Origin of the sequence: Falsiroseomonas oryzae (assembly GCF_027856955.1) — a bacterium.
Lineage (GTDB): Bacteria > Pseudomonadota > Alphaproteobacteria > Acetobacterales > Acetobacteraceae > Falsiroseomonas > Falsiroseomonas oryzae.
On sequence record NZ_JAPSMD010000126.1, the window covers coordinates 1 to 13,075 of the forward strand.

Annotated in this window: 12 protein-coding genes and 4 pseudogenes; 5 read left to right on the forward strand and 11 right to left on the reverse strand. The window is 70.2% G+C overall.

Annotated features, from left to right (window positions below):
• Positions 1-1,599: calcium-binding protein (locus OZN99_RS13995; protein ID WP_270935859.1), on the forward strand; the 1,599-nt coding region annotated here is incomplete at its 5' end.
• Positions 1,600-2,216: 617 nt separating this feature from the next.
• Here the strand turns inward: OZN99_RS13995 and OZN99_RS14000 are convergent.
• The 5 genes and pseudogenes from OZN99_RS14000 to OZN99_RS14015 all read right to left on the reverse strand — a co-directional run bounded on the left by OZN99_RS14000 (position 2,217) and on the right by OZN99_RS14015 (position 5,312).
• Positions 2,217-2,774, reverse strand: a complete 558-nt coding sequence (locus tag OZN99_RS14000; RefSeq protein WP_408611843.1) for a sulfotransferase domain-containing protein — start codon at positions 2,772-2,774, stop codon at positions 2,217-2,219.
• Positions 2,775-2,857: 83 nt separating this feature from the next.
• Positions 2,858-3,013: pseudogene (locus OZN99_RS33545) on the reverse strand (hypothetical protein); the annotation flags it as partial.
• A 143-nt stretch (positions 3,014-3,156) separates the two neighbouring features.
• On the reverse strand, positions 3,157-4,353 hold the full coding sequence (locus OZN99_RS14005) for an aminotransferase class I/II-fold pyridoxal phosphate-dependent enzyme (protein WP_270935861.1): 1,197 nt from the start codon (positions 4,351-4,353) through the stop codon (positions 3,157-3,159).
• A gap of 233 nt (positions 4,354-4,586) precedes the next feature.
• Positions 4,587-4,919, reverse strand: a complete 333-nt coding sequence (locus tag OZN99_RS14010; protein ID WP_270935862.1) for a GYD domain-containing protein — start codon at positions 4,917-4,919, stop codon at positions 4,587-4,589.
• A gap of 162 nt (positions 4,920-5,081) precedes the next feature.
• A complete protein-coding gene (locus OZN99_RS14015) occupies positions 5,082-5,312 on the reverse strand; it encodes a hypothetical protein (RefSeq protein ID WP_270935863.1) in 231 nt (76 codons plus the stop codon).
• Positions 5,313-5,459: 147 nt separating this feature from the next.
• Here OZN99_RS14015 and OZN99_RS14020 point away from each other — a divergent pair, with 147 nt between their 5' ends.
• Positions 5,460-6,995 (forward strand): winged helix-turn-helix domain-containing protein, encoded by a 1,536-nt coding sequence (locus OZN99_RS14020; protein WP_270935864.1) that lies wholly within the window; start codon positions 5,460-5,462, stop codon positions 6,993-6,995.
• Between the two features lie 30 nt (positions 6,996-7,025).
• Here the strand turns inward: OZN99_RS14020 and OZN99_RS14025 are convergent, their stop codons facing one another.
• From OZN99_RS14025 to OZN99_RS14040, 4 genes and pseudogenes are all read right to left on the reverse strand, one after another.
• Positions 7,026-7,163, reverse strand: coding sequence for a hypothetical protein (locus OZN99_RS14025; RefSeq protein WP_270935865.1), 138 nt, complete (start codon positions 7,161-7,163; stop codon positions 7,026-7,028).
• 13 nt (positions 7,164-7,176) lie between these two features.
• Positions 7,177-8,241 carry a 2-dehydropantoate 2-reductase gene (locus OZN99_RS14030; protein WP_270935866.1) on the reverse strand — a complete coding sequence of 355 codons (1,065 nt, stop codon included), beginning with the start codon at positions 8,239-8,241 and terminating at the stop codon, positions 7,177-7,179.
• A gap of 182 nt (positions 8,242-8,423) precedes the next feature.
• A complete protein-coding gene (locus OZN99_RS14035) occupies positions 8,424-8,927 on the reverse strand; it encodes an aminotransferase-like domain-containing protein (RefSeq protein WP_270935867.1) in 504 nt (167 codons plus the stop codon).
• A 187-nt stretch (positions 8,928-9,114) separates the two neighbouring features.
• Positions 9,115-9,381 (reverse strand): annotated as a pseudogene (locus tag OZN99_RS14040) (integrase core domain-containing protein); the annotation flags it as partial.
• A 520-nt stretch (positions 9,382-9,901) separates the two neighbouring features.
• Here OZN99_RS14040 and OZN99_RS33445 point away from each other — a divergent pair.
• Positions 9,902-10,153, forward strand: a pseudogene (locus tag OZN99_RS33445) (ParB/Srx family N-terminal domain-containing protein); the annotation flags it as partial.
• A 603-nt stretch (positions 10,154-10,756) separates the two neighbouring features.
• On the opposite strand, the pseudogene OZN99_RS33450 reads toward OZN99_RS33445, so the two are convergent.
• Positions 10,757-11,077: pseudogene (locus OZN99_RS33450) on the reverse strand (transposase); the annotation flags it as partial.
• A 488-nt stretch (positions 11,078-11,565) separates the two neighbouring features.
• Here OZN99_RS33450 and OZN99_RS14055 point away from each other — a divergent pair.
• Positions 11,566-11,772 carry a cold-shock protein gene (locus OZN99_RS14055; RefSeq protein ID WP_270935868.1) on the forward strand — a complete coding sequence of 69 codons (207 nt, stop codon included), beginning with the start codon at positions 11,566-11,568 and terminating at the stop codon, positions 11,770-11,772.
• 489 nt (positions 11,773-12,261) lie between these two features.
• Complete coding sequence (locus tag OZN99_RS14060; RefSeq protein WP_270935869.1) at positions 12,262-12,495, forward strand: hypothetical protein; 234 nt, start codon at positions 12,262-12,264, stop codon at positions 12,493-12,495.
• Positions 12,496-12,657: 162 nt separating this feature from the next.
• On the opposite strand, the gene OZN99_RS14065 is transcribed toward OZN99_RS14060, so the two are convergent.
• Positions 12,658-13,075: DUF3489 domain-containing protein (locus tag OZN99_RS14065; protein WP_270935870.1), on the reverse strand; the 418-nt coding region annotated here is incomplete at its 5' end.

The following is a 13,075-nucleotide window of genomic DNA, read 5'->3' on the forward strand; positions in this document are numbered from 1 at the left end:
GCCGAAGGCACCGCTCCGGGCGCGGGCGGCAACCTGCAATTCGTGATCAACCGCACCGGCGACCTCTCCGCCGCGGTCACCATCGGCTACAGCGTCGGCCCCGGCGCGACCAATGGCGCGACCGCCGCGGACATCGGCGGCAGCTTCCCCAGTGGCAGCGTCAACCTCCCCGCCAACGTCGCGCAGGGCTTCCTGGCCTTCGCCGCCAGCCCGGACGCGCTCGACGAGCCGGATGAGACCATCACCCTGACGCTGACCAGCACCAGCGTCGGCACCATCGGGACGCAGTCCAGCGCCACCATCACCATCCTCGATGACGACCTGCCCCCGCCCGTCTTCACCGTCGCTCCCTTGAACGCCAACGTCGCCGAAGGCACCGCTCCGGGCGCGGGCGGCAACCTGCAATTCGTGATCAACCGCACCGGCGACCTCTCCGCCGCGGTCACCATCGGCTACAGCGTCGGCCCCGGCGCGACCAATGGCGCGACCGCCGAGGATCTCGGCGGCAGCTTCCCCAGCGGCAGCGTCAACCTTCCCGCCAACGTCGCGCAGGGCTTCCTGGCCTTCGCCGCCAGCCCGGACGCGCTCGACGAGCCGGATGAGACCATCACCCTGGCGCTGACCAGCACCAGCATCGGCACCATCGGGACGCAGTCCAGCGCCACAATCACCATCCTCGACGACGACGACGCGCCGGCCTCCCAGGTGCCGACCGACATCGCCCTGTCGCACACGACGCTCGGCCCGAACCCAGGCCCTGGCACGCTGGTCGGCCTCGTCTCCGGCACGGATCCCGATCCCGACGACACCCTTTCCTTCAGCTTCGCGCCGGGCGGCGATGCGGGCGGGCGCTTCGCCATCCTCGGCGACCGGCTGGAGACGGCGCTGCCCCTCGGCCCGGGCAACTGGACCGTCACCCTGCGCGCCAGCGATATCGCCGGCGGGAGCATCGACGAGAGCTTCACCATCGCCGTCGGCCGCAACCGCACCGGCACCGACGCGACGGAACGCCTCCCCGGCACCGCGGGCGACGACAGCCTCGCCGGCCTTGGCGGCGACGACCGCCTGCTCGGCCGCGCCGGCGACGACCGGATCGCCGGCGGCGAGGGCAACGACACCATGCTCGGCGAGCAGGGCGACGACACGCTGCACGGCGATGCCGGCCGGGACCGCCTGGTGGGCGGCGACGGCGATGATTCGCTCGCAGGCGGCACGAGCACCGACACGCTCTTCGGCGGCGCCGGCGCCGACGTGATCCGCGGCGGCGCCAATGACGGCATGGCCGTGCTGGCGATGGTGGGCATCAGGCTGCGCGCCCTGCTCACCGACCCGGAGGTGATCAACCTGCGCCTGCCTGGCACGTTGCAGCCGGACGGCGCGGCGGACGTGCTACTCTACACCGCGGGCCTCGACGGCGTGGACCTGGTGCTGGGCTTCGAGACCGGGCGCGACGTGCTGCAGTTGGACATGGCCGGCGACACGGCCGTGGTGCAGTCCGTGCAGGGCGGCACCTGGATCGGCTTCGCCGGCAACCCCGGCGGCATCCTGCTGCAGGGCGTCACGGGGCTGACGGTGGGCACCGACCTGGTCTTCGCCTGACCCCGCGCGGACACGGCCCGCCTATCGCACCTGCAGGCGCAGCAGGCCGCGCGCGAGGGCATCGAGGATCGCCTGGCAGCCATCCTCGTCGCCCGGCCCGGGCGCAGCGCCGGCTGGTGGCGCGCCTCGTCTCGGCAACGCTGCCGCACCGGCACTGACGGGTGCGCCACGCGGTCAGCAGGTGCGACGGTTCGATCCCAGTCGCACTTCCTCCGCCAGTTCCCATACGAGCCGCGCTCTCCGCCTGACCGAGCCCCGCCCTGAGTGGCAGGTTTCCTGGGGTTTTCGGGGCAGACCTGTTGACCGGCCAGACGCGGAGAACGCGTAAAGTCGCTCTCCGGGGGCCAGTTCTCTCCAGACCTTCCGGCTTGGCCGATTTAGTACGGAACCCATAAACCCAAGCCAAGGGCCGATTTCAGCGCGGTCGGCGCTTGCTTTGGTTCGAACCCCACTTGCCCGAAATCCGTACTTCGAGCGCGAATATTGATCCTGACACAGCCACATAGCAAGTAGCAGAGCGCATCGCCTTGCCGTCCGGTTTACCCGTCAACCTACGGGCAGGGACGAGCGGCTCGCCGCGGTAGTCGGAAGCGCCGTCCCGGCAGAGCAATCTCCGCTCAATCCGGGATGTCGCGCGGGTCTCCCGCCGCACGCCTGCCGCCATCCACCCAGGTGGCGAGCCCCGGCGGAAACCGCTCGCGCACCTTCACTTCGTACAAGGCGAGGTCATCCTCGGTCAGCACGCCGCGCCAGCGATCGTTCGTACCCTTGAAGAAGAAGCGATCCGCACCTCCCTCATGAGCCCGATCTGCGTTGGGCAGCAGCCGCTTCCCGTCGCGCTTCATGGCCTCGAAATCCGCGGCGCCGACCAGCGCTGGCCAGAGGTCGCCGGGGATGGAGATGCCGAGGAAGTCCGCGATGCGCCGCATCTCACCATCAAGGTCCGCCTTCAGGTCGGCGTAGTGGACCAGGAGGATGTCCGGCGACCTGCGGCCCTCCCACCACGACTCCTCGAAGGCGAAGAAGTCCGGCCCCGGCGAGTCCGGTCCATGCGCCAGCCACTCCCGGAAGAAGGCGCGCGGGTCGGCGGGCGCGCGCGGGTGCGGGCGCCCGATCGCCGGGTCGTCGAGGCCGACGCGATCGAACCGCGCCAGGATCTCCGGCGTATAGGCGATCTGGTGATTGTGCCAGGAGAAGCACGCGTCGCGCCCTCCCGCGCGACGTGGATGTACTTCACGCCCTCGAAGAGCGGCAGACCGTCGAGCGGCAGATGAGACTTGATGAACCGACGGTGCTCCTGCGCCTCCATGGCAGCGATTTCCGGCTCGATCGGCCCGCGTACCGGCATCTCGGGGAACGGAGAGACCTCGTTGATCGGCCGCGGCTCGGGTGAGCGGGACACCAACATGGACACGATGCGCTGGGTCCGCGTCGTGCCGCATTTGGGGAAGGTGGCGATGAAGATGTCGTCGGCGCGGGGCCGGTAGGCGCCCAGCCGTCGGCTGTCATGGATCCAGGAACGGTACTCCCGGCTCGCCGGTCGCAGGAGCTTGGGCGTCAGGTGGCCCGCGCCCGCATCTCGGCGATCGTGCGCGCGAAGACGGGCAGCGCGCGCTCCACCATGTCGTCGTTCGCCGTCAGGCTGATGCGCAGCCGTCCGGGAAGCTCGCAGAGGCTGCCCGGCAGCACCCACACGCCCTGCTCCGCCAGGCGGGCGGCAAAGGCTGCGTCGTCCGGCACCGGGCTGCGCGGGATCAGATAGAAGGTGCCCTCCGGCACCGGCACGTCGTATCCGGCTTCGCGCATCGCGCCGATCATCCGGTCGCGCCGACGTTGCAGGGTCGCGATGTCGATGCACAGCTTCTCGAGGTCCGGCAGCGCCCGCTGGATGCCCCGCCCGGCGAAGCCATAGCCGTGCGAGACCTGCGCCGTCGGCACGGCCTGGCGCAGCAGGGCGCGGTCGGCCTCCGGCATCGCCGGGCCTGCTGCCAGCCAGCCCAGCCGCTCACCCGGCGCCAGCAGCGTCTTGCCGTACGAATAGGCGATCAAGGTGTGCGCATAGCTCTCGGCCGGGCTGACATGGGCGTTGCCGTCCAGCAGGATCCGGGCATAGGGCTCGTCGGCCAGCAGCCAGATGACCTTGCCGTGCCGGGTCGACTCACGCTCCAACAGACGGGCCAGCGCGTCGAGCTGCGCGCGCGGATAGATCCGTCCCGTGGGGTTGTGCGGCGTGTTGACGACCACGATGCGCGTGCGGGGCGTGATCGCGGCCTCGATCGCGGGCAGGTCGAGGTCGAAGGTTTCCGGCGCGAGGTCCACCGGCACCGGGATGCCGGCCGACCCGCGGGTCAGCGCCGCATAGAAGAACCAGCCGGGGCGCGGATAGATCACCTCCTCGCCGACCTCCAGCACCGCCAGCATGGCGCTGGCCAGGGCGCCGAAGCCGCCAGTGGTGATCGCGATATCCGCCGCCTCGTAAGGCCGGCCGCGCGCGGCGCTGAGCGAGGCTGCCACGGCCGCACGCGCCACCGGTTCGTAGCGCATGTAGCCAAGCGAATGCGCATCCTGCGGCTGGGCGTGGCGGATCAGCGCCTCCACCAGGCCGGGGATCGGCATCTCCTGCGGGTTGCCGAACATGAAGTCGCAGGCATCAGGCGGAAGGCCCCCTTGAAGCACCCGCTTCCCGAAGGCGGTGAGCGTCGCCGACTCCTCGATTGTTGAAAGCATGCGGCTGGAAACGGTGGCAATCGGCATGGCGTGGCTCCTTCCGCTGTGCCGCGCGCGGACAAGCGCGAGATACTTGTGCAGGTTTTGCGCGGGGGACTCTGCGCGACGCTTCGCAGCGAGCCGGTTCATCAGGTCGCCAACGCATCGGCGCTCCGACGACGACACACAGCATTGGTCCAGCTTCTCGGCCCGGTGCGCGGCTGGCGGCTGATCTCTGTCGAAGGAAGGCGGCGCATGGCCGCCTTCCGCACATGGCGGCGCTACGACGGTGGCGCGTAGGCTGCCTTGAGCTGCGCCGCCTTGTGGCGCACCGGCTTCACCTCGTCCGGCGTCATCAGCCGCGTGAGGCGGTAGTTGTGGATCGCGCCGCCTGCCAGGGCGACCCCGCCGACGGCCGCTGCCGCGGCGAGGTCTGGCAGGTCGCAGATCACCAGCACGCCCGGTCCCTCCGCCTGCGTGCTGTAGAAGGAGACCAGCTTGCCGCCGGCCGCCTCAAGCAGGCTCTTGATCGCTTCGGCACGGTTCGCGTCTGGGTTGGCCATCAGCGCATTGATGGCCTGCGGCGTGTAGTTCGCGGTGATGCTGAACAGCATGGCCGTTCCTCCCTGGGGTTGGTCTTCTTGTTCCCGGCATTGCCCCGCCCCGCGATCGTCGCACGACGACGGTTACGACCACCCTACAGGTGCATCGGATGCGCGTGGGGCGAATTCGGCGTGGCGCGTGCATTCACTTCTTTTCGACAGCGCGCCCGCCTGTCAGCGCCACATCATCCCGCCGGTGCCCCACACTCCGTCGTCAAGCGAGCGGTCGGCCGGCGGCCCCATGTCTCGGCTCAGATGGGTTCCGAGGCCGGCCGGCAGGGCGGTGTCCGTCTTGTACCGGCGTGCCGGAACCAGCCGCGCCAGCCAGGGCGCGAACCGTCCGCGCCAGAGGCCGCGCACCGTTGCCGCCGGGACCAGGGCGGGGGAGAAGTTCGTCGCGCTCATCGTCGTCTCCTTTGTCCACCGCCCGGCACCGCGCCGGGCGTGGCCGAACCATCGCCCGCGCCGTCGCTGCGCGTCCTGACCGGCGCCTGACTTTCCGCGGATGTCGTGTGTATGGTCTCCTGAAGATCCGGACGGATGGCGGCGCGCATGGCGGAGGAAGGGGAGGTGCTGCGCTTCGCGGGCGTCACGCTCGACCTCGGCCGCGGCACCTTGCGCAACGCGGCCGGTGCCGAGGTGCCGCTCGCACCGAAGCCCTTCTACCTGCTGCGCACCCTGGCGCGCGAGGCGGGGCGGACCCTGTCCAAGGACGCGCTGCTCGATGCGGTCTGGCCCGGTGTGCACGTCACTGAGGACAGCCTGTTCCAGGCTGTGCGGGATGCCCGGCGCGCCATCGGCGACGAGGAAGGCCGCGTGCTGCGCTCCGTCGCGCGCCAGGGCTACATGCTCGATGCCGCGGTCAACGCCGCGGCGCCCGTGGCCGAGCCGCTGACCCCGCCGGAGGACCGCCCCTCCCTCGTCGTGCTGCCGTTTGCCAACATGTCGGGCGAGCCCGAGCAGGACTACTTCGCCGACGGCATGGTGGAGGAGATCACCTCGGCGCTGGGGCGCATCCGCTGGTTCTTCGTCATCGCGCGCAACTCGGCCTTCACCTACAAGGGCCGCGCGGTGGATGTGCGCCAGGTGGGGCGCGATCTCGGCGTGCGCTACGTGCTGGAGGGCAGCGTTCGCAAGGCCGGCGGACGGGTGCGCATCGCCTGCCAGCTCGCCGAGGCCGAGACCGGGCGGCAGCTCTGGTCGGAGCGCTTCGACGCGGCGCTCGACGACATCTTCGAGCTGCAGGACCGCGTGACGGAGGCGGTGGCGGGCGCGCTGGAGTCGAACCTGCAGGCGGCCGAGATCCGCCGCTCCACCGCGAAGCCGACGGGCAGCCTCGCGGCATATGATCTCTATCTGCGCGCGCTGCCGCATTTCTACGCGCTGACCCGGACGGACAGCGACGCGGCGCTGGACCTGCTGCGCCGCGCCGTCGAGACAGACGCGAACTTCACGCTCGCCAAGGCCCTGGCCGCCTACTGCCACGTCTACCGCGCGGCGCAGCAATGGTCTGCTCCGGCCGACGCCGCACGTGGCCTCGGGTTGGCACGGGAGGCGCTGGCCGGCGCGGGCGACGACCCTGCGACGTTGCGGCTTGCCGGACATGCGATCACGTACCTGGGCCGAGACTACGAGGCGGGGCTGATGGCCACCGGCCGCGCGGTGGCGATCAACCCGAACTCCGCGCAGGCCGCCAACAGCGCCGGCTGGGTGCACAACTACGCCGGCGACCCGGCCGGGGCGATCCCGCTGTTCCATCGTGTGGCGCGCCTCAGCCCGCTCGACCCCGAGGTCGGGGTGATGAATGTCGGCCTGGCCTTCGCCCACCTGATGGCGGGAGACCTGCAGGAAGCGCCGCGTTACGCCGAGTTGGCGGTGCGCCAGTTGCCCAGCTTCACCACCTGCCACCGCGCCCTGATCGTCGCCCTCTGGCGTCTTGGTCGCGAGGCCGAGGCACGCGCGGCGGTGCAGGCGTTGCTGCGCGTCGAGCCAGGCACACGGGTGGGCCGCATGTCCGATATCTGGCGCGACCGCGGCTTACGTGATGCCTACCAGGCGGATCTGCGCGCGGCCGGCCTGCCCGAATGACGCGCGGCGACGTCTCGTCCGAGCCGCGCTTTACAGATGGGTGCGAAACCAGGCGACGGCTTCCTCCACCGCCTGCGTGCGCCAATGATGCTCACAGATGTCGAAATGGCCGATCGGCAGCACGACGAACTGCTTGGGCTCGGCCGCCCGCGCCATCGCGCTGCGCATGGTATCGAGCGGATCAGTTGGCGGCGCGCGCCTCCCGCGCGCGTCGTTCGGCCTGTGCTTTCGCATGCACCCAGGCGGCCCGCTGAAGGGTGGTGTCCACCCCGGCGCGTTCGCCGGCCTCGGCCAGCCAGCCCAGTATGTGGTCGGCCTCGTTGCGGCCGCCGGCCTCGAGGTCCTTCATCAGGGATGCGGTGATCGGGCTGTCGCGGTCGCCGAACAACATCCGCAGCGTCGGTCTGTAGGCTTCCCTCACGGGATGCCCGTTGGCGGCGGCGATGGCGGCGTTGCCCTCCAGCAGCCGATCCAGGAACGGCTCGCCGCCGGCGCGCAGGATGTCGCCCACGGCGGCGCGGAACAGCACACTGGCGGCGGCGAGCGTGCCGATTGTGACCATCTTCTCCCACATGCGGCCGAGGATGTCGGGCACCACGGTGGCCTGCAGCCCGTTGCCGCTGCCGAGCGCGGCGGCCAGCGCGGCGGCCTGGCCGTCCATCCGGCCGTCCTGTTCGCCGAAATACAGCCCGCACCAATCGCCGACCTGGCGAATGGTGCCGTCGGCGCCGAGGCTTGCGGAGATGTGCGCCAGCCCGCCCCAGACGCGGTCCCGGCCGAAGGCGGCGTTCAGCGCGTCGAGATGCGACATGCCGCTCAGCACGGGTAGCACCGCCGCGCCGGCCTGCATCGCCGGGCGGATCGCGCCGATGGCGTCGTCGAGGTCATAGGCCTTGGCGGTCAGCAGCACGACGTCGAAGCCTGGGCCGGCCTGCGTCAGGGCCGTTACGGGGCGCGTGAAATCACCGAGCGGGCCGCGCACCACCAGGCCATCGTGCGCCAGCTGCTCGGCCCGGCGGGGCCGCACGAGGAAAGAGACATCGGCGCCCTTTTCGAGCGCTCGCCCTCCGAAGTACCCGCCGAGGGCACCTGCGCCCAGAACCAGGATGCGCATCGGCGTTCCTCCCTCTCGGTCAGCTTGCAGCAGCCGGCCGGCCAGCGCGCTTTCGCGCGGTGCCACTTCGGACAGTCTCGACAGGATTCGCTTCGCCTCTGTCTGCACGCCCGCCTCCAGGTCGCGCAGCATCGAGGCGGTGCAGGCCGGCATTTCCCGGATGGCGGGCCGATCCGGCCACCGCGCGGTCAGCGTATCCGCGATCCTGCGGCTCTCGCAATGGCGACGACGCCTGGGCGACGCGCGCACCGGGCCTGATTTGCCGCCCCCACTCCACCGGAAGCGGCTGCATCGGCCCCGGCAAGGTCAGCCCCTCAACGCAGCGACGCCGCGAAGCGGTTGAGCATCGTCGCGATGACCGCGGGCTTCAGCGCCGCGAAGCCCAGCAGCAGGTGGCGTTCCCAGCCCGGCAGTGTCTCGGCGCCGGAGATGGTCCTGAATTTCAACGTATGCACCGCGATGCCCACGGCGCGCGAGCGCGCCTCGCATGCCGCCGCATCCGGGAGATGTTGAGGAATGCGCCAGGCGAGGTGGGTGCCGGACGCCATGCCAAGCAGGTCGGGCGCGCCGAAATGCTTGGCGAGACCCGCCACCACCGCATCGCGCCTTTGCATGCAGGCCCGGCGCAGGGTGCGCAGGTGCTTGTCGTAGCCGCCGCTGTCGATGAAGTCCGTCAGCACCGCCTGGTCCAGCCACGGCGCACCCATGCCCTCGATGGGCCAGGCGTGTTCCAGCAGGGACACGGCCTCGATCGCCGGCTGCACGAGATCATGCGGCAGGATCAGGTAGCCGATGCGCAGGCCGGACCCGATCGTCATCGCCAAGGAGCCCGCATAGATGAAGCGGCCCCGCCGATCCATCGCCTGCAGCGATGGAAGGGGCGAGCCCTCGTACTGGAAGTCGCTGTCGAAATTGGCAAGCCCCCATGAGGTTGGCCGGGTTCAATGAGAGCTTCTTGTTGAGGCACCCAGCCTGGTTACCCTGCGTGGCGGCGCGAACGGCACGACTTCTTGGGGCTGGCGGTCGGTAGCCCAGTGACGAGTGCGGGCGTTCCTCGTTGTAGTGCCGCCGCCAGCGCTCGATCAGCACGCGCGCTTCCGCGAGGGTGTGGAACACTTCGCCGTTCAGCAGTTCATCCCGCAGTCTGGCATTGAAGCTCTCCACATAGCCGTTCTCCCAGGGGCTGCCTTTCTCGATGTAGGCCGTCGTCGCTCCGACGCCGACAATCCAGCCCTTCACGGCGTCGGCGACGAACTCCGGCCCATGCTCCGCCTCCCTCGGCTTCCGCGGCTCTCAATACCGCAGGCCCACTCCTACGGGGGAAGACCAGTCCCTGATCGCCCGTCAACGAAGCCATATGTGCTGCGAGATGCCCTCTGCCGGCATCTCGCTCCCTGCGTTGCAGCAGGGCAAAGCGCGGATAGCTACAGCGTACTCGGATCGGCGGCGGTGCGCTCAGCGTCGGACCCGGCTGACGGCCGAAACCGGCCAACGGGCCGCGTCCGACTCGCCCTGCCAACGCCGTTACAATTCACCCCGTGGCGGCGCGTGAATCGCTGGTGCTAGGTATGAGGAACGTCGAGATCGTGTAGCTCGGCGCGGCGGTGGCGAACGAGCCACGCAGCCAGACAATCCGCAGCGTGGCTTGCGAGCCGCAGGGGCCTTCCTGGACCCGGCGTATGCGGGGTGCGGAAGCGCGCAAGGTACCTAGCGCCAGGGCAGTTTTCCAGGTTGCCAGCGTCACGCAGTTGCCAGCCGCGCCGGCCACCATTCCACGATCACGCAGGTGCAGATGCCCCAGGCCCCATGGTCTGCGGGCGCCGTCGAGGCGCGCGCGGTCGCCGCGCTGCTGCCCTATGCCGGCAACGCGCGCACGCATTCCGCCGAGCAGGTGGCGCAGATCGCGGCCAGCATCCTCGAATTTGGCTTCGTCGCGCCGGTCCTGGTGGACGAACGCGGCGAGATCATCGCCGGACATGGGCGCCTGCTGGCCGCGACGTCCCTCGGTCTCGACACCGTGCCGACCATCGTGCGCGGCGGCCTGACCGAGGCGCAGAAGGCCGCGTATCGGCTCGCCGACAATCGCATCGCGCTGAACGCCGGCTGGGACGAGGCGCTGCTCGCAGCCGAGGTGGCGAAGCTGCAGGAGATGGGCGGCGTCGACCTGGCGCTGACCGGCTTCGACGGTGCGGAGATCGAAAGGCTGTTGGCCGGGCTGGAAACCGAGGCCGGCAACCTGCCGGCGCCAGCGGTTGCCAGCGGTGCGGAGCCGGCTCCCGGCAACCAGCCGGACGCGGATGGCGCGGAGCCGGGAGAGGACCCCGCGGATTCGGAGCCGGAGCCGCCGCGCCAGACCGTCGCGCGGGTCGGCGACATCTGGCTGCTGGGCGAGCACCGCCTCGCCTGCGGCGACAGCACGAACCGCAGCACCGTGGCGCGCGAGGCGGCCGAGGATCTCGACGCCGCGGTGGATGAGCTTGCTGTCGGTCGGGTGCGTCACCGCCTTGGGCTGGACGGTGGTGTCGACCGTCACCCGCTCGAAGTGCTTCGGCTCGGCGGCGCCGGCGCGCTGGGCGGTGGCGAGCGTCTCGGCGAGCAGCAGTTCGAGCTGCTCGGCGCCGATGCGCTTGCGCCAGCGGGTCATGGAGGAGCGATCGAGCGGCAGGGCGTGCTGGAAATGGGTTTCGCCGCAGAAGAGCTGGACATACGGGCTGTCCAGGAAGCGCGCGCAGACGGCGTCGTCGGAGAGACCGTCCATGTGCTTAAGCAGGTGCAGGCCGACCATGAGGCGGGTCGGAAGGCCGGGCCGGCCGACACCCTCGCGGTAGAGCGGGCCGAAGGCGATGGCGAAGCGCTCCCGGTCGATCAGGCCCGCCAGGCGCACCAGGGGATGGCGGCGATCGACCAGGTTCACCAGGGCCGAGCGGAAGAGTTCGGGGTGCTCGGATGGCGGCGACTTCGGCGGCATTGGCGGTCCCCAGGCGGCGACGCGCCGAGGGAATCACGCCGCTCGGCAGCCATAAACAGGAGCGCGGAATTGCAAGGTTTTCAGCCGCTGCGGACCGCGCGCTTGCAAACGCGAATACTTGCGCCGACCGAAAAACCCAGGAAGCCCGAGGGCTTCCGCGTTGTTCACGGCTGACTCGCTATGTCGATGTGGCGGTGCGGCGCTGGCAGGACTTCACCGGGCGTGCCGCGGTGCTGGCCGGCGAGGATCGAGTGTTCGACGACACCGCCGCGCGCCGCTACGTGTCCGCGAACAGCGCTCAGTAGCGCGCAAAGAATTCCTTGTAATCGAGGAGCAAAGCTGTATGGTCATCACGTCAGCTTCGTTTGGTTCGGCCTGCTCTCCCTGCTCGTGATCGAGCGCCGAGCCCGCTGCCCGCCCCCTTCAGATGATTGACCCGTCACGCGACGTTCGCGCGCCGGCACATTTTGTTCGATCGGAACAATCTCATGTCCAACGGCACCATCAAGTGGTTCAACGCAACCAAGGGCTACGGCTTCATCCAGCCTGAGGACGGCACGAGCGACGTGTTCGTCCACATCAGCGACATGCAGCGCTGCGGCATCACCGAGCTGCGCGAGGGTGACAAGCTCACCTACGACGTGCAGCGCGGCCAGCAGGGCAAGATGTCGGCCTGCAATCTCCGCCTCGACTGACGTCCTCGCGCCACAGTGGCCTAACGGCCGCCGGCGCGAGTACAACCGGGTGGGTGCCTCCGCGCCCACCCGCGCTCCCGGCGTCGCTCTGCCGGAACGCGCCGCACGCTGCGTCCATCGCGCGTGAGACGGCCGCTCCCGCGGGCAGCCGAAGCACCTGACCTTCCAGTGGATGAGCGCTGCTGCGCCCGAGCGGGCGCTCGGTCGGAACGCTCGTACACTACGGGACTCGGCAAACCAACGTCATGCCCAAGCGTGTCCAACACGCACAACCAACATCGAAAGCATCATCATGGCTCACATTCCGCCCGTTCCACCCGCGGGCCGCGCCCCTCAGGGCAGCAAGAGTACTTCGGGTAAGGCAAACCCGAAGGACGCCAAAGCGCACAATCGCGCGGGGAACGGCAAGCAGATCGGCGTCTCGAAGGCGACGCAGAGCAACCGCAACTCGGGGAACCGGTGACAGACACCGATCAGCGATTCCCGGACATGCGGGCGCCCATCGACGACAAGGACGTCGTCTTCGCACGCTTCAAGAGCAACAAGCCTGCCTCGGCGAGCTGGGGCGAGACGCTGACCATCCCCGGACGCGCCGGAGCCTCCGGGAGCCGCGTCGTCCAGGTGGTGCATGTGCGCTCCGGCGCCGCGATCCAGGATCGGCCGCGGCGCATCGGCGCGCGACCCAGGGCTGCAGCATGCGACGGTGTCTTTGCTGCCAGGTAGACCGACCGCCCCGATGTCCTTGCCGCTCGTGCCGCATGCCAACGTGCTCGCGCAGCCGATCACCTCAGCGATGCTCGCGCCCGGGTCGGTCGCGGTCGAGGCCGACAATCCCCCCGGCCTGCAACCTCGGGGGGACTCGCCGGGCCCCGTCGCGCCTGCAGGCTATGCGATGCGGTAGATGCTATAGCTGCCGCGGGCACCCTCTTTGTTTGGCCCCACCTGCCGCACCCGCTCCAGCACCTTCACCTCGATGCCCTGGCGCTTCTTCAGGCCGGCAAAGAACCCGCGCACCGTGTGCTGTTGCCAGCCAGTCACCTCGCAGATCTGCACGATGGTCGCGCCCTCCTCGCGGCGCAGCATCGCTAGCACCGTCTCCTGCTTCGTCCCCTCGCGGGGCTTGCGCGGAGTGCCGGGCTCGCGGGCGGCGCGCGGCGGCTTGCCGGCCAGGCCGGCGCGGAGGGCCTGCATCGGTCCGTCGAGGGCGGCGATGATGTCCGTCTCGCGGTTGGCCTCGTCGTCCCAGGCGGCCAGCACCGCCGCGGCGGCGTCGCGCAGGCTGGCGCGCGGGGCGGGCGTGGGC